This window comes from Haladaptatus halobius, from assembly GCF_020618475.1.
Lineage (GTDB): Archaea > Halobacteriota > Halobacteria > Halobacteriales > Haladaptataceae > Haladaptatus > Haladaptatus halobius.
Genome location: NZ_CP085335.1, coordinates 1,415,026 through 1,433,433 on the forward strand (window position 1 = coordinate 1,415,026; position 18,408 = coordinate 1,433,433).

Annotated in this window: 31 protein-coding genes and 1 pseudogene; 12 read left to right on the forward strand and 20 right to left on the reverse strand. The window is 62.5% G+C overall.

The annotated features are described in order from the left end of the window. Window positions 1–130 precede the first annotated feature (130 nt). Window positions 131–1,012, forward strand: coding sequence for a hypothetical protein (locus LIW51_RS07970; protein WP_227376660.1), 882 nt, complete (start codon window positions 131–133; stop codon window positions 1,010–1,012). 223 nt (window positions 1,013–1,235) lie between these two features. Here LIW51_RS07970 and LIW51_RS38465 read toward each other — a convergent pair whose 3' ends face one another. Together LIW51_RS38465 and LIW51_RS07975 are read right to left on the reverse strand one after the other, a co-directional pair. After that, the gene (locus LIW51_RS38465; protein ID WP_255767412.1) at window positions 1,236–1,358 is read right to left on the reverse strand and encodes a hypothetical protein; all 123 of its coding nucleotides are present in this window, start codon (window positions 1,356–1,358) and stop codon (window positions 1,236–1,238) included. 194 nt (window positions 1,359–1,552) lie between these two features. Further along, on the reverse strand, window positions 1,553–1,750 hold the full coding sequence (locus LIW51_RS07975; protein ID WP_227376661.1) for a hypothetical protein: 198 nt from the start codon (window positions 1,748–1,750) through the stop codon (window positions 1,553–1,555). On the opposite strand from LIW51_RS07975, the gene LIW51_RS07980 reads away from it, so the two are divergent. From LIW51_RS07980 to LIW51_RS08000, 3 genes and pseudogenes are all read left to right on the forward strand, one after another. Then, window positions 1,703–1,945 carry an NUDIX hydrolase gene (locus tag LIW51_RS07980; protein WP_227376766.1) on the forward strand — a complete coding sequence of 81 codons (243 nt, stop codon included), beginning with the start codon at window positions 1,703–1,705 and terminating at the stop codon, window positions 1,943–1,945. The two genes, LIW51_RS07975 and LIW51_RS07980, sit on opposite strands and share 48 nt — an antisense overlap. 91 nt (window positions 1,946–2,036) lie before the next feature. Then, window positions 2,037–3,229: pseudogene (kynU, locus tag LIW51_RS39085) on the forward strand (kynureninase). Window positions 3,230–3,268: 39 nt separating this feature from the next. Then, window positions 3,269–3,934 (forward strand): helix-turn-helix domain-containing protein, encoded by a 666-nt coding sequence (locus LIW51_RS08000; protein ID WP_227376665.1) that lies wholly within the window; start codon window positions 3,269–3,271, stop codon window positions 3,932–3,934. Here the strand turns inward: LIW51_RS08000 and LIW51_RS08005 are convergent. The 10 genes from LIW51_RS08005 to LIW51_RS08050 all read right to left on the reverse strand — a co-directional run bounded on the left by LIW51_RS08005 (window position 3,931) and on the right by LIW51_RS08050 (window position 9,371). Beyond that, window positions 3,931–4,125, reverse strand: a complete 195-nt coding sequence (locus LIW51_RS08005; protein ID WP_227376666.1) for a DUF7835 family putative zinc beta-ribbon protein — start codon at window positions 4,123–4,125, stop codon at window positions 3,931–3,933. The two genes, LIW51_RS08000 and LIW51_RS08005, sit on opposite strands and share 4 nt — an antisense overlap. After that, a complete protein-coding gene (locus LIW51_RS08010) occupies window positions 4,122–4,373 on the reverse strand; it encodes a hypothetical protein (protein WP_227376667.1) in 252 nt (83 codons plus the stop codon). The genes LIW51_RS08005 and LIW51_RS08010 overlap by 4 nt, the downstream gene beginning before the upstream one ends. Before the next feature lie 78 nt (window positions 4,374–4,451). After that, on the reverse strand, window positions 4,452–4,847 hold the full coding sequence (locus LIW51_RS08015) for a hypothetical protein (protein WP_227376668.1): 396 nt from the start codon (window positions 4,845–4,847) through the stop codon (window positions 4,452–4,454). After that, complete coding sequence (locus LIW51_RS08020; RefSeq protein ID WP_227376669.1) at window positions 4,810–5,166, reverse strand: hypothetical protein; 357 nt, start codon at window positions 5,164–5,166, stop codon at window positions 4,810–4,812. The genes LIW51_RS08015 and LIW51_RS08020 overlap by 38 nt, the downstream gene beginning before the upstream one ends. After that, on the reverse strand, window positions 5,094–5,741 hold the full coding sequence (locus LIW51_RS08025; protein WP_227376670.1) for a hypothetical protein: 648 nt from the start codon (window positions 5,739–5,741) through the stop codon (window positions 5,094–5,096). The genes LIW51_RS08020 and LIW51_RS08025 overlap by 73 nt, the downstream gene beginning before the upstream one ends. Before the next feature lie 30 nt (window positions 5,742–5,771). Further along, window positions 5,772–5,912, reverse strand: coding sequence for a hypothetical protein (locus LIW51_RS08030; protein WP_227376671.1), 141 nt, complete (start codon window positions 5,910–5,912; stop codon window positions 5,772–5,774). 90 nt (window positions 5,913–6,002) lie between these two features. Further along, on the reverse strand, window positions 6,003–6,506 hold the full coding sequence (locus tag LIW51_RS08035; RefSeq protein ID WP_227376767.1) for a winged helix-turn-helix domain-containing protein: 504 nt from the start codon (window positions 6,504–6,506) through the stop codon (window positions 6,003–6,005). A gap of 247 nt (window positions 6,507–6,753) precedes the next feature. Then, on the reverse strand, window positions 6,754–7,824 hold the full coding sequence (locus LIW51_RS08040) for a glutamate--cysteine ligase (protein WP_227376672.1): 1,071 nt from the start codon (window positions 7,822–7,824) through the stop codon (window positions 6,754–6,756). A 51-nt stretch (window positions 7,825–7,875) separates the two neighbouring features. Continuing rightward, window positions 7,876–8,526 carry a fibrillarin-like rRNA/tRNA 2'-O-methyltransferase gene (locus tag LIW51_RS08045; protein WP_227376673.1) on the reverse strand — a complete coding sequence of 217 codons (651 nt, stop codon included), beginning with the start codon at window positions 8,524–8,526 and terminating at the stop codon, window positions 7,876–7,878. Next, complete coding sequence (locus LIW51_RS08050; protein ID WP_227376674.1) at window positions 8,523–9,371, reverse strand: NOP5/NOP56 family protein; 849 nt, start codon at window positions 9,369–9,371, stop codon at window positions 8,523–8,525. The genes LIW51_RS08045 and LIW51_RS08050 overlap by 4 nt, the downstream gene beginning before the upstream one ends. A 196-nt stretch (window positions 9,372–9,567) precedes the next feature. On the opposite strand from LIW51_RS08050, the gene LIW51_RS08055 reads away from it, so the two are divergent. Both LIW51_RS08055 and LIW51_RS08060 read left to right on the forward strand, forming a co-directional pair. Then, complete coding sequence (locus LIW51_RS08055) at window positions 9,568–10,338, forward strand: methyltransferase domain-containing protein (RefSeq protein WP_227376675.1); 771 nt, start codon at window positions 9,568–9,570, stop codon at window positions 10,336–10,338. After that, complete coding sequence (locus LIW51_RS08060) at window positions 10,338–10,727, forward strand: methylated-DNA--[protein]-cysteine S-methyltransferase (protein WP_227376676.1); 390 nt, start codon at window positions 10,338–10,340, stop codon at window positions 10,725–10,727. Before LIW51_RS08055 ends, LIW51_RS08060 begins: the two co-directional genes overlap by 1 nt. Here LIW51_RS08060 and LIW51_RS08065 read toward each other — a convergent pair whose 3' ends face one another. The 6 genes from LIW51_RS08065 to paaA are packed head-to-tail and all read right to left on the reverse strand — an operon-like array spanning window position 10,728 to window position 13,709. After that, on the reverse strand, window positions 10,728–10,946 hold the full coding sequence (locus LIW51_RS08065; RefSeq protein ID WP_227376677.1) for a DUF2196 domain-containing protein: 219 nt from the start codon (window positions 10,944–10,946) through the stop codon (window positions 10,728–10,730). A gap of 39 nt (window positions 10,947–10,985) precedes the next feature. Continuing rightward, a complete protein-coding gene (paaE, locus tag LIW51_RS08070; protein WP_227376678.1) occupies window positions 10,986–11,153 on the reverse strand; it encodes a 1,2-phenylacetyl-CoA epoxidase subunit PaaE in 168 nt (55 codons plus the stop codon). Then, window positions 11,150–11,608 (reverse strand): 1,2-phenylacetyl-CoA epoxidase subunit PaaD, encoded by a 459-nt coding sequence (gene paaD / locus LIW51_RS08075; protein ID WP_227376679.1) that lies wholly within the window; start codon window positions 11,606–11,608, stop codon window positions 11,150–11,152. The genes paaE and paaD overlap by 4 nt, the downstream gene beginning before the upstream one ends. After that, window positions 11,601–12,446, reverse strand: coding sequence for a 1,2-phenylacetyl-CoA epoxidase subunit PaaC (paaC, locus tag LIW51_RS08080; protein ID WP_227376680.1), 846 nt, complete (start codon window positions 12,444–12,446; stop codon window positions 11,601–11,603). Before paaC ends, paaD begins: the two co-directional genes overlap by 8 nt. Then, on the reverse strand, window positions 12,446–12,766 hold the full coding sequence (gene paaB / locus LIW51_RS08085; protein ID WP_227376681.1) for a 1,2-phenylacetyl-CoA epoxidase subunit PaaB: 321 nt from the start codon (window positions 12,764–12,766) through the stop codon (window positions 12,446–12,448). Before paaB ends, paaC begins: the two co-directional genes overlap by 1 nt. A gap of 1 nt (window position 12,767) precedes the next feature. Beyond that, window positions 12,768–13,709 carry a 1,2-phenylacetyl-CoA epoxidase subunit PaaA gene (paaA, locus tag LIW51_RS08090; protein ID WP_227376682.1) on the reverse strand — a complete coding sequence of 314 codons (942 nt, stop codon included), beginning with the start codon at window positions 13,707–13,709 and terminating at the stop codon, window positions 12,768–12,770. Window positions 13,710–13,793: 84 nt separating this feature from the next. Between paaA and LIW51_RS08095 the strand changes: the two genes are divergently transcribed. From LIW51_RS08095 to LIW51_RS08105, 3 genes are all read left to right on the forward strand, one after another. Continuing rightward, window positions 13,794–14,435, forward strand: coding sequence for a helix-turn-helix domain-containing protein (locus LIW51_RS08095; protein ID WP_227376683.1), 642 nt, complete (start codon window positions 13,794–13,796; stop codon window positions 14,433–14,435). Window positions 14,436–14,503: 68 nt separating this feature from the next. Beyond that, window positions 14,504–14,698 carry a hypothetical protein gene (locus tag LIW51_RS08100; RefSeq protein WP_227376684.1) on the forward strand — a complete coding sequence of 65 codons (195 nt, stop codon included), beginning with the start codon at window positions 14,504–14,506 and terminating at the stop codon, window positions 14,696–14,698. A gap of 124 nt (window positions 14,699–14,822) precedes the next feature. After that, the gene (locus LIW51_RS08105; RefSeq protein ID WP_227376685.1) at window positions 14,823–15,062 is read left to right on the forward strand and encodes a hypothetical protein; all 240 of its coding nucleotides are present in this window, start codon (window positions 14,823–14,825) and stop codon (window positions 15,060–15,062) included. A gap of 11 nt (window positions 15,063–15,073) precedes the next feature. On the opposite strand, the gene LIW51_RS08110 is transcribed toward LIW51_RS08105, so the two are convergent. Continuing rightward, on the reverse strand, window positions 15,074–15,457 hold the full coding sequence (locus LIW51_RS08110) for a PaaI family thioesterase (protein ID WP_227376686.1): 384 nt from the start codon (window positions 15,455–15,457) through the stop codon (window positions 15,074–15,076). A 55-nt stretch (window positions 15,458–15,512) separates the two neighbouring features. On the opposite strand from LIW51_RS08110, the gene LIW51_RS08115 reads away from it, so the two are divergent. After that, a complete protein-coding gene (locus LIW51_RS08115; RefSeq protein WP_227376687.1) occupies window positions 15,513–16,277 on the forward strand; it encodes an enoyl-CoA hydratase/isomerase family protein in 765 nt (254 codons plus the stop codon). 173 nt (window positions 16,278–16,450) lie between these two features. Here LIW51_RS08115 and LIW51_RS08120 read toward each other — a convergent pair whose 3' ends face one another. Further along, on the reverse strand, window positions 16,451–17,053 hold the full coding sequence (locus tag LIW51_RS08120; protein ID WP_227376688.1) for a sulfite oxidase-like oxidoreductase: 603 nt from the start codon (window positions 17,051–17,053) through the stop codon (window positions 16,451–16,453). A 90-nt stretch (window positions 17,054–17,143) separates the two neighbouring features. On the opposite strand from LIW51_RS08120, the gene LIW51_RS08125 reads away from it, so the two are divergent. Next, complete coding sequence (locus LIW51_RS08125; RefSeq protein ID WP_227376689.1) at window positions 17,144–17,389, forward strand: DUF8075 family protein; 246 nt, start codon at window positions 17,144–17,146, stop codon at window positions 17,387–17,389. Further along, window positions 17,370–18,383, forward strand: a complete 1,014-nt coding sequence (locus tag LIW51_RS08130; RefSeq protein ID WP_227376690.1) for a mechanosensitive ion channel family protein — start codon at window positions 17,370–17,372, stop codon at window positions 18,381–18,383. Before LIW51_RS08125 ends, LIW51_RS08130 begins: the two co-directional genes overlap by 20 nt. The last annotated feature ends 25 nt before the right edge of the window (window positions 18,384–18,408 follow it).

Consider the following 18,408-nt stretch of genomic DNA (forward strand, 5'->3'; position numbering starts at 1 on the left):
ACGCGGTGATTTGCACTGCTCCGGTGTCCCGGCGATGCGCGGGGGCAGCAAGGCCCTCTTATAAATTATTAGCAAAGCATTGAACCCAAATCGACGCACTTTTAAGTTGGCAATCTCTCGTTGAACCTGCATGGCACGCGAACTTGAGAACGAAAAGACCGACAATGCATCGTTACTCGGCCGACGATCGTATCTGAAACTCGCTGGCTCCGCGGTTGCCGCGACAGGCGCTGCGGGCGTGGGCGGTCTCGCGAGTGCGGCGGAGTACGAGACTGTCACCGTCTCCTCCGGCGAACACAAGGCCATCGAAGTCGGCGACGGACAGACGTACGAGAACAAACTCATCGACGTCTCCGCCGAGGGCGCAGGCGTAGCGTTCACGACGAGCGGAAACGGCTGGACCATCCGTAACGTCGGCATCAAAGGCGAGCACAGCGGTGAGAGTTTCATCATGATGCCCGGCGTCGAGTCGTCGGACGGCAAAGGCCTCATCGAGAACGTCTACATGGGCGACGGTATCAAGCCCAAACAGAGCGGTGGCGGCGTCTGGGTGAACGCCAACCTGCCCCATCAAGGCGTCATCACGGTGCGTCGCACGCACATCGCCAAGACCGTCAACAACGGTCTGTACGCGTCCGGGCCGGGGAGTCAGGGCGCGACCGGCATCACGAACGTGGAGGACTCGTACTTCCACTCAAACAACATCTCCAACATCCGGATGAACGCGAAGGGCGACCGCACGCCGTACGTGAAAAACTGCGTGGTGAAAGTCGACGAGAAGACGCCGCCCTGCGGCGAGAACTGTTCCAGTCCCGGCGCGGTCAACAACCGCGGCGTCTGGTCATGGTACGGCACGACGAAGGTCGTCAACTCCGACATCCAAGGTGGCTTCGTCGGCACGCACGGCGGCGACGTCGAGACGAAGAGCACCAACACAGGCAAGCAGGCGAATCTCGAACCCCCGAAGGGCGTTCCGATGTCCGCCGAAGAGGCGGCCAAGGGCGGCAAGTAACCTCGCGTTTCGAAGTCCCTTTTTCGGTTCGAGCGGCGAATTCTCACATTTCTTCGCGGTAACGAGGCGTTGACCGGTCGAATTCGGTCCCCCCGCTGCGCGAATCCTCGATTCGAAGTACGCCGACGAGGCGATTTTTCCGCGGTTGCGCGTTGTTTGCTACCAATTGACTTGGATTCGTTTCGGTGTCGATCATCGAACGCGTAAATCACATAATGCTATACTAATTCCGAGGGGATGGGGCCTCGTCTTCGATTCCGCGGGCGCTCTCGACCGAGAAGCTGTGCCACGGCGGGACGCCGGCACGTTCGATTCGCTCGATTGCCTCCGTCATCTCGCGGTTCATATCGGGTGCTGACCGGGCGGAACGTTATAGTTTCAGTTATCCAAACGGAAATTATGTCGCTCGACGTCCGAACCCGCGAAGCGGTGGCCCGCAGTCTCCGTCGGCTTCGGCGCGCTTACGGAATGTTCCCCCTCCACGACGAGTGAGTCGAGAACGATCCCGACTACTTCGAGCACGGTCGGCGGCAAGCCGAATTAGGCTGGCTCGACGACGCCGGCGTCTGGGTGACGGACGCCGACGACCGCGTCGTGATGATTCGTCACCCCGACGCTCCCGACCGGTGAGGAATTCCCGGCGGCGGTCACGAACCCGGCGAGACGCTCTCGGAAACCGCCCGCCGCGAACTGCGCGAGGAGACCGGCCTTCGATGCCGGCTGACCGACATAGTCCACGCACGCCGAACGGAGATCGCACTCGAAACCAACCCTGACGAGCGTATCTACATGCTGACGGTGCTGTTTTCGGGCGTCTGCGTCGGCGGCGACCTCCGCGCCGAGGACGAACTGCTCGACGCTCGATGGTTCAATTTGCCCCCGGAGTCGGTCGCCGATTTCCTCGAACCGCAGGTCGAACGCTGGCGCGGGTGAGCAAAGTCAAGTGGCTGTGATCCGAACGAGCGATATGGATATCGGTTAGGACGACGCCAGACGCCGGGACGATGCCGATTCGCTCTCGCACCTGCGCGACCGATTCCGCGTTCCGGACGGCGAGCTGTACATGGACGGCAACTCGCTCGGAGCGTTTTCGGACGACGCAGGCCTGGCGCTGTCGCGCGCGGTAAAGGAGTGGCGCGAGTCGGGCATCCGGGGGCGGACGGACGCGAACCCGGACTGGTTTCACTACGGGAAACGACTCGACGACCGACTCGCTCCCCTGCTGGGCGCGGAAGAGGATGAGGTCGTCGTTGCGAACTCCACGACGGCGAACATCCACGCGCTTTTCTCGACGTTCTACGAGGGCGGCGAAGTGGCCGTCAACGAACTCGACTTCCCTACCGACCACTACGCCGTCCGGGCGCAGATGCGCCAGCGTGGTATCGATCCGGACGAACGACACGTCGTGATCGAGAGTCGGGACGGTCGAACGATCGAGGAAGACGACGTTATCGACGCGCTCTCCGAGGACACCGCGATTCTGTTCATGCCCTCGGTTCTCTACGGAGCGGCCAGTTGGTCGATGTGGAACGACTCGCTCGAGCGGCCCGCGCACACGACGCGCTGGCCGGATTCGACATCGCGCACTCGGTGGAGGTCGTGCCACACGACATCTCGGAGTGGGGCGTCGATTTCGCCGTCTGGTGTAGCTACAAGTGCCTGAACGCCGGGCCGGGCGCGGTGGCGGGGCCGTACGTCAACGAGGGCCACTTCGGAACGACTCCCGGACTCGCCGGCTGGTGGGGTCACGACAAGGAGACGCAGTTCGAGATGGACGCGACGTTCACGCCCGCCGATGGCGCGGGCGCGTAGCAGGTCGGAACGATTCCGGTGTTCATCGCCGCACCGCTCTGGGGGTCGCTCGAACCGTTCGAGGAGGTGGGAATCGAAGCCGTGCGCGAGTAATCCCTCGACCTCACCGATTATCTCATTGGATTGGTGGACGAGATACCCGAGTGTCGCGTCGGGATGCCCCGAAATTCGGAACGACGCGGCGGTCACGTCGCCATCGAACATGAGGACGCGTATCGCATCGGCGAGGCACTGAAAGAGCGAGGCATCGTCGTGGACTTCCGACCGGCGAACGTAGTTCGAACGTGTCCGGCACCGCTGTACGTCGGATTTCATGACGTGTGGCGGGTCGACGAACAGTTGCACGAAATCGTCTCGACCCGAGCGTACGAATCGTTCGATTGTAATATCGGTGACGTGACGTAGCCATAGCACGTATGTATTTAGGACGGCTTTTCTGTTCGCATGAGTACGATTGCGGAGATCGAACTTCCGGCGCAGGAGTTCGCACTCCGAACGACGTTGGAGCAGGTTCCGAACGCCGAATTCGACGTAGTTCGCGTCGCCGCCCACGACACGAAACAGGTTCTCCCCTACATCTGGGCGACCGCGGACGACTTCGACGCGTTGGACGACGCCCTTGGTGACGACCCGAGCGTCAATGAACTGACCCTACTCGAAGACCTCGGTGACGAACGCCTCTACCGGATGCAGTGGGTGGAGCAGATTCGCGTCGTCATCCACATCCTCGTCGAAGAGAAAGCGACGATACTGAACCTTCACGGAAAAGATAGCCGCTGGCGGCTTCGAATCCTCTTTCCGAATCGTGACTCGCTGTCCGCAACCTACGATTTCTGCGAGGAGTCGGGACTCTCGCTCAACGTGCGAAACATCTACGAGATGAGCGAGACGCGCCACGGCCTCTTCGGTCTGACCGAAGACCAACACGAGACGCTGTTGATGGCGCTGGAGTCGGGGTACTATGACATTCCGCGGGAATCGACGGCGGACGACCTCGCCGACAGTTTAGATATCTCTCATCAGGCGGTTTCGGAGCGACTTCGACGCGGCCATCGGAGTCTCGTCAAGAACGCTCTCGCGGTCAACCCCGGGGACGGTCGCCCTCGTTAAGCGTCGTTCATTCTCTGACTGATGCGCTCACCGCACGTAACGCAGGTGCTGACGCGGTAGGGTTCGCGTGAAAACGCGCTGGTGTTCGCGCGTTCGTTCTCGGTTCGAATCTCGATGGAGACGCGGTGGGTCGTCTCCCGCGAACAGTTCTCGCAGTGTTCGACGACACCCTCTGCCTGCGGCGATGTCATAGTTCCGCCTCCTCGGAACACATTCCCTCGGGGCCGACGACGCGTTCGAGCAAGAGGAGCTCGAAGTCGTTCATCGACTCGCCCGTCTCGTGCTGCGGCGTTCCGTACATCCGTTCGTCCGGTTCGGGCTCGTCGGTGACCTCGTGCTGTGGCTCCCCGTACCGTCGACGCTCGTACTCCGGACGCATTTCGTCCTCGTCCTCTAGATACTCCTCGTCCGGCTGTCGTTCCGGATGTGGTGTCGTCATGGCTGTTTTTCCCTATCAGGAAATGTGTATCCGCGGGCAGGAACCACGTGCCTGCGACCGCAAGTGAGTAAAAAGGGGTTAGTTCCCGCCGAACACGGAGCCGAGTTGGTCGCGCCACTCGCGGAACTCGGTCAGTTCGCTCTCGATATCATCGAGGTCGGAGCACAGGGTGTCGAGTTCATCGTCCAATCGCGTCTCCGTCGCGGACACCGAGTTCGAGAGGTCGACGGCGTCGTCCGACAACTTCTCCAGTTCGCCTTCGAGCGATTGCATGTCGTCCAAGTCGTCCCGAATGTCTTCGACTTCGTCGTCCAGTGCGGTGGCTTCCACCGTGTTCGTGGCGACGAGGTTTTCCAGGTCGAGTTGCGACCGGAGGTAGTCCACGTCGGTGCCGAACTCGCCGAGTTCGTCGAGTTCCGTTTCGAGCTCGGAGAGGTCACCTTCGAGATTGGCGACCCGCGTGAGCCAGTGCACATTCGTCTTTCGTGCTCTCGATATCGTCGTTCATCGCACCGAGTTCGCCGCGGACGGCTTCGACCTCGTTCTCGACCTCCTCGATGATGGACTGGGCCGTCCCGTTGTCGTCGATGAATTCCTCGAGCGCTTCGGTGTACGCCGCGAGGTCGTCCACCCGCGATTGGAGGTGTCGGATGCGGACGTTCGTGCTCTCCGGCGTGTCGAGGTCGAGTTCCCGCTGGATGAGCGTGAGATCGGCGTCGTTCACCTCTCCCGCGCGTATCTCGTCTGCGAGCGCGGCGGCGACGCACCGGGTCGCGGCGGCGATGCGGTCCACCCGTCGTTCTCGACACCGTCGTTCGCGGGGGGTTCGAGGACACCGCCGGACTCGTCCCGTCCCTCGTCCGCGACCTCTCCTTCGAACTCCGACGAAACGTCGTCGGCCGAATCGGTGAGCACGTCGTCGGACGATTCGTCGAAGGAATCGTCCGCAAACGACCCGTCCTCTTCGGTGAGAGGGTCGTCGGTCGCCTCCGCGAGCGGGTCACCGCCCATATCGACGAGGGGGCCGGGCGCGTCTTCCGCGTCGTCATCCAACCCCGGGAGGCCGCTGTCGCCCGCGATAACGTCGCGGACGACCTGACTGCTGTCTTCGGAGACGATGTCGGTGATGGTCTGCTCTTCCATTGGCTTTTCCGTCTCATCCTCCGCGTCGGCACTGACCGGCGCAATCTCTTCGAGCTCGGGTTCGCTCAGGAACAGTTCCGCGTCCTGCCAGTCCGAGAGGGGAATCCCGTAGACGGCCGTCAACGCTTCGCCGGGTTCGAGCGAACGCTCGAACTGGACGCAGTGGTCTTTGTACGCCGTCCAGTTTTCGTTCTCGTACTCGGGGTGGAAGCCGACGTTATCCATCGGGAAATCATTCGGAATTCGGTCGGTGATTCAAACCGTGACTTCATCGTCGCGGTCGGAACGGAGTTCGAATTGGATCGCCGGAACCGCGAACTCCTCGCCGTCGAACGATGTTTCGACCGTGACGCCGCTTTCGGTGTGATATCGTTTCGTTTCCGTCGCTGAAATCACTCATACAGATTACATTTGGAGGATATATAAAACATGCGTCGAGGTGTCACCTCAGCCGAACGTCTTTCCCCGCCTCGCTTTGACGGGAAACTACCGCTCGTCGCGATCGTCTTTCGTCCCGTCTCGCTCCTCGTCCGAACTATCGTCCACTTTGATGCTGACGGGTTCCGTCGTGGACGCTTCGTCGTTCAGGTGACTATCGAGGTTGAACACCGTGTTGAGTTCCTGCTGTACTTGGTCGACGATGCCGCCGACGAGTTCGCTCGGCGCGATCGCAGTGTACTCGTAGGGGTTGTTCCCGGCACCGGCGCTCTCGCGTTTCTCGCGGACGACTTTCTCCTCTTCGTGGAGTTCGGCGAGCGACTCGCGCACGGTGCTCGGGTAGAGACCCGTCCCCTCCGCTATCTCTTCGCTCGTACTTCCCGGATGTTTGCGGAGGTATACGTAGATTCTCGCGCGCGTCTCCGTGTCGAGCACCCACGATAGCAAGTCGACGATGCCTTGGTCGAACCCCTCGACCGCTCTATCCGCCTCCTCTTCGAGTCGTTTTCGTCCCCGCGAGAGACGTTCCTTGCCAGACTCTTCGATGGAGATGTCTTCTTCGACGACCGTCTTCTCCTCGCCAGAGTCCTCGACGGTGACGCGCTCGGTTACGGTCGATTCGTCCTCGGCGGTCAGTTCTTCTTCCACCTCCACTCCCTCGTCCACGTCCTCTATCTCGGCTTCTTCGACGGTGTCGTCCTCGACCGACACGTCTTCCTCACGGTTTTTGTCGTTCGTGTCTTCCCCGGACATTGTCGTTCCCGAGAGGACAAAAGCCACTGTCGCGTAAAAAAGTTGCCTACAGCAGGAGCGACTGGCAGAGGGCTTCGAAGCCGTCTTCGTCGCGGATGCGTCGCTGGCGCTCCGCACCGCTCTCGCAGTCGAAGACGTCGCGGATTCTGGAGATTCCGAGTCGGTCGCACTCGCGTTCGACCGCGTCCGCGAGCGAGATTTCGCCGTCGCAGTCGCGGCGGATGAACGAGGCGTCGTGTCCGTGGCGCATCGCGCGCCACTTATTTTCGTCCAGCAGTTCCCTACGGTGGCAGTAGCCACTTTCGCCGTCTTCGTAGCGCTCCACGAGGTCGAGGACGAGTGCGTGGGCGTATTCGACGAACGCCAGCACGTACTCCGGGTCGGCCTGGCCGTCCGGCGTCCGAATTTCGACCGTCCCGTGCTCGGAGTGGGGGCGCACGTCGTACCAGAGCTCCCCTCGGTCGTTTATCGAGCCGCTCTCCACCATCATCTCTTCGAACCGCGCGAACGTCTCGAAATCCTCAAAGTCGGTGGGCATCCCGGTGTTCGGCAGTCCCTCGAATATCTTGGCGCGGGCGGACTCCAAGCCGGTGTCGTAGCCGTTCCAGTACGGGGAGTTCGCCGAGAGCGCAAGCATGACGGGAAGATACCAGCGAGCCTCGTTCGCCACCCAGACCGCGGCGTCCGCGTCGTCCACCCCGACGTGAACGTGAAGGCCGGCGGTGGTGTTGCGGTGCTGCGGGTACTGGATGCGGTCGAGCTGTGCCCGATAGCGCGACTTCTCGGCGTGTTCCAGTTCCCGCCACTTCGCGCCAGGGTGGAGACCCGCCGCCGCGATACCAAATCCGTTGCCGCGCGCGTGTTCGACCAGCGCCTCGCGGACTGCACGCACCTGCTCGTCCACGTTCGACAGGGTTGCTTTCGGCGTCTGGGTTTCGATGACGCATTTGAATAGTTCGTGGTCGAGTCGGCCTTCGAGGATATCCGGTGGGTCGGTTTCGTAGACGAGTTCGTCGGTGCCCGCGGTCGGGACGCCGCGCTCGTCGACGACGTAGAACTCCTCTTCGACGCCGAGCGTTCCTCGCTCCGTGAAATTCTCGGCCGAACCCAGATCCATTTTCTGGGAGTTAGCAATCGGGCGGGTAAATACTTCCGGAGACGGTCATCGCTACCGGGGAACCGCGACGACGGCGAGATGATCGGCGTGGAACGGTTCGAGCCGTCGCGTTTCGAGTACTTCGTACTCCTCGCGGAGGGACTCCAGCGCGCGGTCGAACACGTCCCCGGGGTCGATCGCCACGTCCTCGCTTCTAGCCTTGACGGCGAGGAGAAGGTGTCCGTCGTTGCGGAGGAACCGGCGGTTCTCGCAGGCTACGCGCGCCTGCCCGCGGGTGGCTACGTCCTGCACGACGACGTCGAGGTTCGACTCGACGACGTGCGCGTAGGTCGACGGCTTGCGAGCGTCGGCGAGGAGCGGAAAGAGGTTATCGCGCGCTTCCGCCACGTCGAGCAGGTCGCGGGTCGGGCGGGGCGCGAACTCGACCGCGTAGGTCGCGCCCGAGAAATCCGCGACGTGGCTCACGGTCGTCCCGCTCGCCGCGCCGAGGTAGAGCACTTTTTCGCCGCCGCTGAGCCCGGTATCCATTCCGTGCTCCAGCATCGCGGCGAGCTTGGAGCGCCGGGCGTCCCAACACCGCCACTCGCCGTCGGTCGGCTCACCGTAAGCGGGCGTCCCTCGCGTCGCCAGTCGGCCCTCACCGTCGAACATCCGCCGCTCGACGCCATCGGGGAGGCTCGTTCCGCCGTCGAAACGGTTCACTTATCGTCACCCCGCGACCGGATCGCCGCCATCCGACGGTCGAGTTCCTCCTTCAACTCAGGTTTGCGCTCGCCGGAGTAGTGGTCGATGCGCGCGGCGATGACGAGTTTGCCAGAGAGCGTGCGGGCCGCGGAGCCACGTTGCTCGGGCGCGGTTCCGCGAACGTACTCGTGGGTGTAGATGACGCCGTGTTTCGGCGAGGACGCCCGTCCCCGGAGGTGAGCGAACAGAGCGTTTTCCGCGCCGAGCACCTGTACCGTCCCGCCAGGCATCTTCGCCAGCGATTCGAGTCCGCCCGCCAAGGCGACCAGTCGCGCGGCGAGCACCGGCCCGGCGAGGTCGGCGAGGTTCGGCGCGACCGCGGGGGCTTGTCGCTCCACGAACGAGCGGAGGTCATCGCGCTCGTCCGCGAGGTCAGCGACGCGTCGGGCGAGCGCGACGAGGCGTTCTTCGACCGGCGATTCGGGCTCCCGTTCGGCGAGTTCTCGGGCGTACTCGATTCCGGTTCCGGCGTCCGCGAACAGCGTCCCGGCCCACTCGGCGACGCGCTCGGCGAGTTCGTTCGCCTCCGACTCGCAGTCGTCCATGGCTCGAACGGCGTGGACGAGTTGGCGGTCGTCGGCCCGTTCGCGCTCCGTCACCGCGTCGCGGGTCGCCCGGATACTGGCCGCCCGGAGCTTCGCGTAGTAGTTGGATTCGTCCGCGGCAAAGCCGGATTCGACGGCTCGCACGGGCCAGTCCGCCGGGGCGTCGACGCTCCCCTCGCGGATGGCCCGTGCGCCAGCCTCTGCGTCGTCCGGCTCGACGCCCGCGAACCACCCCTCCTCGGCGTCCGATTCGGTCATGGTCGTGGGTTGTGCGGCTTCTCGTTTAAACCTACGTCTACCTCGTCCCGGGCGAGTTTCGTATCGGAGGCGAAGCGAGCGTGAAATTTGGAAAACAACTCGACCCTGTCTCCTAGAATCGAACAGCTCACACCCCTCATCCAACCCTTCCTGTGGTGATGACAGTCGTTAAGACCCGTCCCCAGAGTTGGCTCCTATGGCCGGTTTCTACGCGCATCCGAACTACTACGAAATCGCCTTCGATTTCCGCGACGTGGCGGCTGAAGTGGACTTCTTCGAGGCCTGCATCGACCGATTCGGCGAGGGTGCGGGCGATGCTGACTCCGTGCTCGAAATCGCGTGCGGCCCGTCCCCCTACCTCCTCGAATTCGACGCTCGCGGATACGGGTACGCGGGCCTCGACAACTCCTCGGAGATGATCTCGCACTCCATCGAGAAGGCGCGCGAGCACGACATCGAGGCGACCTTCCTCCGGCGGGATATGGCCGACTTTTTCCTCCCTCAGCGCGTCGATTTCGCCTTCTGCGCGCTGAGTTCGTTGTACCTCGATTCGAACGACGCGCTCCGGTCGCACCTCGAATCGGTCGCTGAATCGCTGACGCCGGGGTCGCTCTACTGTATCGACGGCTCCATCGACTTTTACGGCGGTATGTCCTCGGAAAGCGAGTGGGAGGCGATGCGCGGCGACACGACGGTTCGCTTCAGTATCGACCGCGAACCGGTGAACCCGGCCGAGCAGTTGGCGCGACAGACCCTCACGACGCGGGTCGAAACACCCGACGGGACGCGCCGATTCCGCGAAGAGCATACAATCAAGACATTCGCACCCCAAGAGTTTCGAATGCTCGCCGAAGAATCCGAGTTCGAGCACGTCGGTTGGTTCGACAGCTTCGACCTCTCAGAACCGGTCGAGGAGTGCGAACCGGGAACGCTCCACCGCCCCGTGACGGTACTCAGGAGGCGATGATGTTCGTCTCGCTCTGGGAGTGGCAGTCCGAACTGGACGGATCGCTCGTCGCCGCCTCACCCGACGAAATCCGCCGGCAGGTGTGCGAGTACGCCGACGGTGATCGCCGGGAGTTCGACCTCGACGTTTCGTACCCCGACACCTTCACCGGGCGGGTCATGGCCGCGATGGCGGAGATTCCGCGCGGCGAGACGCGAACCTACGGCGACCTCGCCGACGCGCTCGACACGGCCCCCGTCGCCGTCGGGCAGGCCTGCGGGCGCAACCCCGTGCCCATCGTCGTCCCTTGCCACCGCGTCGTCTCGGCGGACGGTCTCGGCGGCTACTCCAGTGGTGGGAACGACCGACTGGGACTCAAAAAACGGCTGCTCGATCTCGAATCGCGGTGATCACTCGTCCGGGGCGACGCGCATCACTCGGCCCGTCACGCCCGAATCCAGTTGGACTTTCACGCCGCCCGGTTCCGTTCGCTGTCCCTCTTCCGAGAGAATTTTGGCGATTTCGCCCCGAAGCGGTTGGGCGTCGTCCGAGTTCTCCGCGTTCGTCTGCTCGATCTCGACGGTCATCCCTCGGCGCAGTTCCTCTCGTGTCGGTCGATTAGCAGACATACGTCGGGGTACGCCCTTCGAACCAAAGAGCGTGATGGCCTACTCGAACTTCTCGAACGGCTGTTCGCAGGCGTTACAGAAGTGCATCGACCGGCAGAGTGACGGCCCTTTCGGGTGCTCGCGCTCGGTGTCCGTCGAACCGCAGTAGGGACACTCCGCGCCCGCGTCCTCGCCGCTCGTCGTCACGCTCGGGTCGAGTCGTTTCATATGCTCAAGCCGAACTCCCGGAGATCGTCTTTGCCCGGTTCGGTCACCATCTTGATGGACCACGGGGGATTCCAGACGAGTTCGAGGTCGGCGCGCTCGACGCCCTCGACCGCGGCGACTTCTTCCTCGATTTCTTCGGTCAGCATCTTCCGCGCCGGACAACCGGTGTACGTGAGGGTCATGACGACCGTCACCTTCGTTCCGGCGGCGTCGCCGCCTTCGTGTGACTCCTCCAGTGTCTCGCACTCCACTCCGTAGATGAGCCCCAGATCGACGATACTGATGGGCATCTCGGGGTCTTCGATGTCGTAGAGGGCGTCCCAAACGCGCTTTTCGAGTCCGGTCGCTCCTTTGCCCGTGGCGGGAAGATCGTCCGGAGAGCGTCCGCCGGACGAGTAGTCGGTGTACGCGCAGGCCGTGGGTTCGGATTCGAACTCTTGTGGTCGGTTACTCATCGTCGGGATCTGGCATGATTCGGTGGGCTTCGCTTCGCCCGAGTTCGCGGTACGATCGGGTCATGTCCTCGTGCAGGTCGAACCAGTCGTCGGTGTGGCTGCCGTCACGCCCGACATGCTCGGGGAGCAGTTCGTCCGGGTCACCGCTCTGGAGTTCCTCCGGTACGTCGATGTCCAGCGACACGAGGAACGGCACGACGATGTCGAGCCACTGTTCGCGCATCGCTTCGAGCGATTGGGTTCGAATGCCGAGTTGGTCAATCTGCTCGTCAGCTTCGCCGCCGACGAACAGCGTTAGCGCGTAGGGGAACAGTTTGTCGACCGCCGACTGCACGCGCTCTCGACCCTCGTCGTCGCTGGCGAGTCGTTCGAGCCAGTTCTGGGCGTGCTCGCGGTGGTAGTCCTCCTCGCTCAGAATCTTCGCCACTCGGTTTCCGATTCGCGGGTACGACGTTTCTTCGAGGGCTTGGAGGCTCAACTGCTCGGCCACATCGTAGAAGTATCCACGGACGATGGCGTCGGCCCAGTCGCCCGATTCGAAGGGGAGTTCTACGAGCGTCGCGTTCCGGAAGTCGCTCGGTTCGCGCTCGAAGATGAGTTCGGATTCGGTGTGGCCGAAATCCTGCAGCAGGTCGTACCAGAGGCGGGCGTGCCCGAGTTCGTCCTGCGCGATGTTCGAGATGGCGAGATCCGACTCTAGCGTCGGGGCGCGAACCTGCCACTCCGTGTAGCGTTCGGCGAGGACGAATTCGTCGTCGGCGAGGCGGTAGAGGAGCGATTCGACCGCATCTCGCTCCTCGTCACTCAGGTCGTCCGGCCCGGTGAGCTGCGCCGACATCACGCTTCACCCCGTTGTCGGTCGGCCTCTTCCTGTTCGGCCTCCGAATTCTCGATTTCCTCCGCGAAACTGGAGTCGATGCGGTTGTACGCCATCACCCAGCGGTAGGACTTGTCCGTCGTCCCGCCGAAAGTCGTCTCGTCGGCATCGACTTCGCCGATTTCATCTTTCGGAACGACCCAGAGACTGTTCGTCGGCTTGCGCCGCCCGTGCTGAATCTGAGCGAACATGAGCGCCATGTCGCGGTCCGGCGCGTGAACGTTGCCGCAGTGAGTGTGATACTTGCCCGCTTCCTCCTGTCGAAACACTTCCCAAATCATGTTAATCAGCCGCCACCGGCGTGTTCGAACCGCTCGTTTCCCAGTCGTCCAGTACGTCTCGAACCCACTCGACCGCTTCCTGTGCGTTTTTACGACCGTTTATCTGTCCGACACCGGGTTCGTAGCTGTTCTTGGCGATCTGGAAGAACTCGTCCCAATCCAAGTCGTCTTCGCGCACCTTGTACGTACCCGTCTCCTCGTCGCGCTCGATGCGCGGTTCGTCCGGAATCTCCAGCCCGTACTTCTCCGCCTTCGGGATGTAGGCGTTGAGGAAGGCGTTTCGCAGGTCGTCGTTCGTCATCGTTTTCAGTCCCACGTCGGCGGAGAAGTCGTGGTGGGTGCTCTTGTCATTCGTCGGTCCGAAGAACTGGATGATACGCGGCCACCACTCGTCGAAGGCGTCCTGTAGGAGTTCCTGTTCCTTCTTAGACCCCATCGAGAGTTCGCGCATGATGTCCTCGCCGTGCTTGACGTGGAAACCCTCCTCGAAGCAAACCTTGTCCATCGCGTGGGCGTAGGGTTCCCAACTTGTACGCTTCAGGGTCGCCTGTCGGCGCATCGCCGCGCCGTCCACGAAGAAGGCGATCATCGGCGTCTCCCACCACTTCGTCATCTCGTAGTGGAAACAGTTCAGGAACTTCCCCTCGCCGTTCGCCAACTCGTCTAGCATCTGTTCGCGGGTCTTGATGCCGAGCGATTCGGCGGCGCGGTAGAGCAGCTGTCCGTGCCCGATCTCGTCCTGCACCTTCGCGCTGAACGCCAGTTTCCGGTCGAGGCTCGGCGACTGACGGATGAACGGACGCTCCAGATACGCGCCCATGATCTCCGAGTTCGCATGGAACTGGATCATGCGGGTCGCCGCTTTCCGGTACTCCTCCGGCATGTCGTCCTTCGGACTGAACTGCCGGGGCCCGGCCCGTTCTTTGACGGTCTCGATGTCCATGGTCGATAGTTATCCATCCCGACCCATACTATTTGACCCGCCCATAGACTGCCTTTAAATACTAGCGCCGCATACACGCCGTCGATGATAGATGAGTGCCTCGTCGTGGAGTTCACCGTCACGGGGGACGACTGTCCGCTCGCCGAGGCGTCGCGGGCGACCGGCGTACGAATCGACTGCCAGCCACCACAACACCGCGACGACGGGTACACACTCTTGCGATTTAGCGCCCCCACAGGGAGCGATGGACTCGCCAATTATCTCGACGCCGACGACCGAATCCGATACCTCCACGTCTCGACCACCGACGGCAGGCAGAATTTCAGATGCCTCTCGAAACATCCCTGCGTCATTCACGAGCTGACAAACGTCGGGTTCATGGCCGAGTCGCTTCGGTACTACGGCGGAAACGGGAAGTTCACAGGCGCGGTGGTGGGTCATGATGTGCTACAGGGCGTCCTCGAAGCAGCAGGAGAGACCGTCGGAATGCGGTTGGAACGTGTCCACCAGCTCGGCTCCGAGGACGAGAACGTCGTCGCACAGCAGTGGGACGTGACGCCGGCGCAAGAGCGCGCCCTTCGAATCGCTCGAGAGATGGGCTATTTCGGCGTTCCCCGCAAGACGACGGCGAGCGAGGTGGCCGACGAACTCGGCATTAGCAAGTCGGCGTTCCTGGAGCGAATCCACCGAGCCGAGCGATCGCTCTTCTCGCAACTGTTCGCGTAGCGGGACGTCAAGTCGTCCGCAATGACTTCACGTAAGCTATTTATCGCACAGTCGCCAGTTGTGCTGCCGTGCCCGCGCTCGTCGTCCCGTTCCGGCTCGAAGTGACACTCCTCGTCTTTAGCTATCTTGCCATCGCGCAGGCACACCATCTCCCGAACGGCCTCACGCTGTTGGGTTACGTGACCGGATTCTTCCTCCTCGTACTGATTCCGCTTCTCGCACTGGACGATGCCTCCGTCTCATCGACCGGTAGGGCGAGATGAGAGACGGACGATGCTACGTTGAACATCGTGGGATCTTCCTTCCTGAGTGGAGCTCGTTCCGTAGCATCGGCGCGGGCGGATGTTCCTCACGGGGCGTTCACGTAGACGATGAGAAGAAACGACGGTGGATAATTCGGCCGCGAGCGGAATCGCATGGCGGACAGACGGCACGAACGACGAACAATTAGGCGTGAAGCGGTGCGTCGTGAAACCGCGGGGCGCTTCACGGCTCGAGTCAGGTCACGGCGGCGATGGCCGCGTTTTCCGTGATAAATCTACGGGTCGGTCGAGGCGGGCGGCGACCCGGTCGCTTTCAGTCGTTTTCGTCGACATCCTCGTTTCGTGTGACTGTCGCCACGAGTAGGAGTCGTACCCTCACCCCGTCTTGTAGACGCCACGGGCCTCCGCGACGTGCTCGCCGTCCTCGTCGTAGACGCTCACGTCGACGGTGCCGACGTCGCTCCCGTTTCGAACAACGTCCGCTTCGGCGCGCAGGTCGCCCGTCCCCGCGCTGAGGTAGTCGATGCGCATGTCGATGGTCGGCACCGGCTGGTCGTTGAGCGAGACGAGCGCCGCGCCGCCGACGGTGTCCGCGAGGGTGAACGTGACGCCGCCGTGGGCCACGAGTCGGTCTTGGTTCCACGATAGCTCATCGCGCATCTCGACTTTTCCTTCGGCATGGCCGTCCTCGGCTTCGGTCACTTCGACCCCGAGCAGGTCGGCAAAGGGCATCCCCTCGAAAAACGCTTCGATGTTCATACGCCGACTGCACGCGGGGAGTAATTAAATGTGCGTGCAGTGACCCAGTTTTCGTATGCACGTCTCAGACGATGACGGAATCCGAACGGTGACGTTCGACCGCCCAGAGGTTCGAAACGCCTTCACGCCGGAAGCGGCGGGCGAACTCGCCGAGATACTCTCGGAGAGCAACCCCGAGTCCATCGACGCGGTCGTGTTGACCGGCGAAGGCGAGGCGTTCAGCGCGGGCGGCGACATCCAGTCGATGGCCGAACGCGAGGAGAACGTCAGAGACGCCTACGAGCGCGTGCGCGACACGCTCTCGCGCGTCGTCCACGAGGTGCTGTCCGCGCCGGTTCCGGTCGTGGCGAAGGTGAACGGCGACGCGGTCGGTGCGGGCATGGCGCTCGTCACCGCTTCCGACTTCGCCTACGCCGGCGAGTCAGCCCGGTTCGCGGCGTCGTTCATCAACGTCGGCCTCGTTCCGGACATGGGCGGAACGTTCCTCCTGCCGCGACTCGTGGGGCTGCGGAAGGCCAAGGAACTCGCATTCACGGGTGATATGATCTCGTCGGAAGAAGCCGCCGAACTGGACGTGGTGAACGAGTTCGTGCCGGACGAACAGCTCGACATCAGGGTCACGGAACTGACCGACCAACTGGCGGAGCAACCGACGCGAACCATCGCGCTCGGCAAGCAGGCGCTTCACGAAAACCTCGGGAAAGAGTGGCGCGAGGCGTTGGACTACGAGACGCTGCTCCAGTCGCAAGCCTACGACATGCCCGCCCACGAAGAGGGCGTGTCGGCCTTCTTGGAGGGTCGGGAACCGGAGTTCGAGTAATCGAATTTTGACTCGTTTTTCGCACGTTCAGGTTCGGAATCGCGTTTTCGGTCGTCTCGTCGTCGTTTCGCCCGCTCGATACGCCGCCCGAAAACCGAATGGTACTATACGAAATCCGAGTGTACGCGACTACGCGCCGACCGAAGAAAGCGCGAGTCGTCGCGCGGCACGCCTCAGAGGAAACTGTATCGCTCCTCTCCCCACGGGTTCGCGGTGTTCGAGTAGCCGCGCTTCTCCCAGTAGCCGCGTCTCGGCTCCGTGAGAAATTCGACGCTGTTCACCCACTTCGCCCCTTTGTAGGCGTACTTGTGCGGCGTAACCACGCGAAGCGGCCCGCCGTGTTCCGACGGGAGCGGTTGGCCGTCGAGTTCGAGGACGAACAGCACGCCATCGCGCATGCACTCGTCGAGCGGGAGGTTGGTCGAGTAGCCGTCGAGCGATTCGAACAGGACGTGAACGGCGTCGTCCGCCACGTCCGCTCGCTCGGCAATGGTTCGAAACGGAACGCCGGTGAACTCGTTGTCGAACCGACTCCAACCCGTCACACAGTGAAAGTCCTGTCGTTGGGTCGCCTGCGGAAGGTCGGTGAACTCCCGCCACGAGAACGTGAGTTCGTTCTCGACCGCGCCGGTAACCGTGAACTCCCACGAGTCCATCTCCCATCGCGGCGTCCCGCTCTTCGAGAGAACGGGAAATCGCTCGGTTCGACGCTGTCCCGGCGGTAATCGCTCGCCGCCGTACTCCTCGTGAATCGTGGTAACGTCTTCCACCCCCATACGAACGCCTTCGACGAGCCCGTAGATAAAAATCCGGGCCGGGGGGAGCTTTCTTCCCGTCGCGGGTCGTACCGGTTTTCGGAGGTTAGCATGCCACGCGTACAATTCGAAACCGCGGACTCGACCGAGCGAACGCAGATCGGCGAGGGACTGGTCAAATTTGCGGTAGCGGCGGGGCGCTTGGAAACCGGACAGGAGGAGGGGAAGTACTTCCTCGACCACTCGGACGGCTGCGGCGTCGACGGAAGGCGAATCATGCCGGGGGATTCCTTCGTCTTCGATACGGAGACGGGCGATATCCTCTGTGCGGAGCACGGTGACGAGCGAAGCGAGTAGTTCGGTGTCGTTCGAGGCCAATACAGCTAACTACGTCGCTGGCTGGAATTGGATACATGACGAACGCAAGCCTTGCCGGAGAGCGTACCACACCGACCGCTCACACGTTTCCCCGTCCCGTTTGATGGTGGTTCCCCCGAACCCGGTGTTCGACGATATCCTCGGTCGCGTAGATTACGCGGCATTCCTGTTGCAACTCGGCGTCTTCGTCGTGACGTTCACCGTGACTTACGGTCTGGGCCGTCTCGTCGCGGTGCCCGTCGGTCGGCGTCTTCTCCGGAGTCAGCGCGTCACGCCGACTGTCAGGAAGCCCACGCTACGATTCATCCGCGTGTCGACCGTCATCGTCGCCTTCTTTGCGGGGCTTTTTTTTGCGAGATTGGAGACGCTGTTGTCCGTGATGGGGGGGTTCGCGGCCGCGCTCACCCTCGCCGTCGGCTTCGCGTCTCGGGATATCGTCGGCAACCTCGTCGGCGGCGTGTTCATCATCAGCGATCCGAAGTTCAACATCGGCGATTGGATCGAGTGGGAGGACAACGAGGGCATCATCGAGGACATCAGCTTTCGGGCAACCCGCGTTCGAACGTTCAAGAACGAACTCATCACGGTTCCCAACTCCGTGCTCGCCAACACCGTCGTCGTGAACCACGCCATCAAAGACGTGCTTCGAATCGATTATTCCTTCAGCGTCGAGTACGGCGGGAGTATCGACGATATGCGGCGCGTCCTCATCGAAGAAGCGGAGCGCAATCCGCAGATCCTCGCCGACCCGAAACCTGAGGTGATAGTAGACGACGTGACCGCGGCCGGAATCGGACTCACGTCGCGGTTCTGGATCGGAAAGCCGAGTCGTCAGCGGTACCTCGCCGTCCGATCGGCGTATTTTCAGGCGGTCAAAGAGCAGTTCGAACGCGAAGGCTTCGAGATGTCTCCCGAGTTCCTCGAACTGACGGGCGAACTCGACGTGCCCGACTTCCCCGCGTCCGGCGAGTAGCGAATCGACCGCGGCGAGAAACGTG

What these genes read in the sequence shown, in the direction of transcription:
- LIW51_RS08005 (WP_227376666.1), bottom strand. Translation starts at nt 4,125, where the DNA reads ATGACATCGCCGCAGGCAGAGGGTGTCGTCGAACACTGCGAGAACTGT.
- LIW51_RS08120 (WP_227376688.1), bottom strand. Translation starts at nt 17,053, where the DNA reads ATGGGGGTGGAAGACGTTACCACGATTCACGAGGAGTACGGCGGCGAG.
- LIW51_RS08000 (WP_227376665.1), top strand. Translation starts at nt 3,269, where the DNA reads ATGAGTACGATTGCGGAGATCGAACTTCCGGCGCAGGAGTTCGCACTC.
- LIW51_RS08010 (WP_227376667.1), bottom strand. Translation starts at nt 4,373, where the DNA reads ATGACGACACCACATCCGGAACGACAGCCGGACGAGGAGTATCTAGAG.
- LIW51_RS08110 (WP_227376686.1), bottom strand. Translation starts at nt 15,457, where the DNA reads ATGAACATCGAAGCGTTTTTCGAGGGGATGCCCTTTGCCGACCTGCTC.
- LIW51_RS08095 (WP_227376683.1), top strand. Translation starts at nt 13,794, where the DNA reads ATGATAGATGAGTGCCTCGTCGTGGAGTTCACCGTCACGGGGGACGAC.
- LIW51_RS08050 (WP_227376674.1), bottom strand. Translation starts at nt 9,371, where the DNA reads ATGACCGAATCGGACGCCGAGGAGGGGTGGTTCGCGGGCGTCGAGCCG.
- LIW51_RS08055 (WP_227376675.1), top strand. Translation starts at nt 9,568, where the DNA reads ATGGCCGGTTTCTACGCGCATCCGAACTACTACGAAATCGCCTTCGAT.
- LIW51_RS08060 (WP_227376676.1), top strand. Translation starts at nt 10,338, where the DNA reads ATGTTCGTCTCGCTCTGGGAGTGGCAGTCCGAACTGGACGGATCGCTC.
- LIW51_RS08125 (WP_227376689.1), top strand. Translation starts at nt 17,144, where the DNA reads ATGCCACGCGTACAATTCGAAACCGCGGACTCGACCGAGCGAACGCAG.
- LIW51_RS08025 (WP_227376670.1), bottom strand. Translation starts at nt 5,741, where the DNA reads ATGGATAACGTCGGCTTCCACCCCGAGTACGAGAACGAAAACTGGACG.
- LIW51_RS08115 (WP_227376687.1), top strand. Translation starts at nt 15,513, where the DNA reads ATGCACGTCTCAGACGATGACGGAATCCGAACGGTGACGTTCGACCGC.
- paaB (WP_227376681.1), bottom strand. Translation starts at nt 12,766, where the DNA reads ATGATTTGGGAAGTGTTTCGACAGGAGGAAGCGGGCAAGTATCACACT.
- LIW51_RS38465 (WP_255767412.1), bottom strand. Translation starts at nt 1,358, where the DNA reads ATGAACCGCGAGATGACGGAGGCAATCGAGCGAATCGAACGTGCCGGC.
- LIW51_RS08040 (WP_227376672.1), bottom strand. Translation starts at nt 7,824, where the DNA reads ATGGATCTGGGTTCGGCCGAGAATTTCACGGAGCGAGGAACGCTCGGC.
- paaD (WP_227376679.1), bottom strand. Translation starts at nt 11,608, where the DNA reads ATGAGTAACCGACCACAAGAGTTCGAATCCGAACCCACGGCCTGCGCG.
- paaA (WP_227376682.1), bottom strand. Translation starts at nt 13,709, where the DNA reads ATGGACATCGAGACCGTCAAAGAACGGGCCGGGCCCCGGCAGTTCAGT.
- paaE (WP_227376678.1), bottom strand. Translation starts at nt 11,153, where the DNA reads ATGAAACGACTCGACCCGAGCGTGACGACGAGCGGCGAGGACGCGGGC.
- LIW51_RS07970 (WP_227376660.1), top strand. Translation starts at nt 131, where the DNA reads ATGGCACGCGAACTTGAGAACGAAAAGACCGACAATGCATCGTTACTC.
- paaC (WP_227376680.1), bottom strand. Translation starts at nt 12,446, where the DNA reads ATGTCGGCGCAGCTCACCGGGCCGGACGACCTGAGTGACGAGGAGCGA.
- LIW51_RS08065 (WP_227376677.1), bottom strand. Translation starts at nt 10,946, where the DNA reads ATGTCTGCTAATCGACCGACACGAGAGGAACTGCGCCGAGGGATGACC.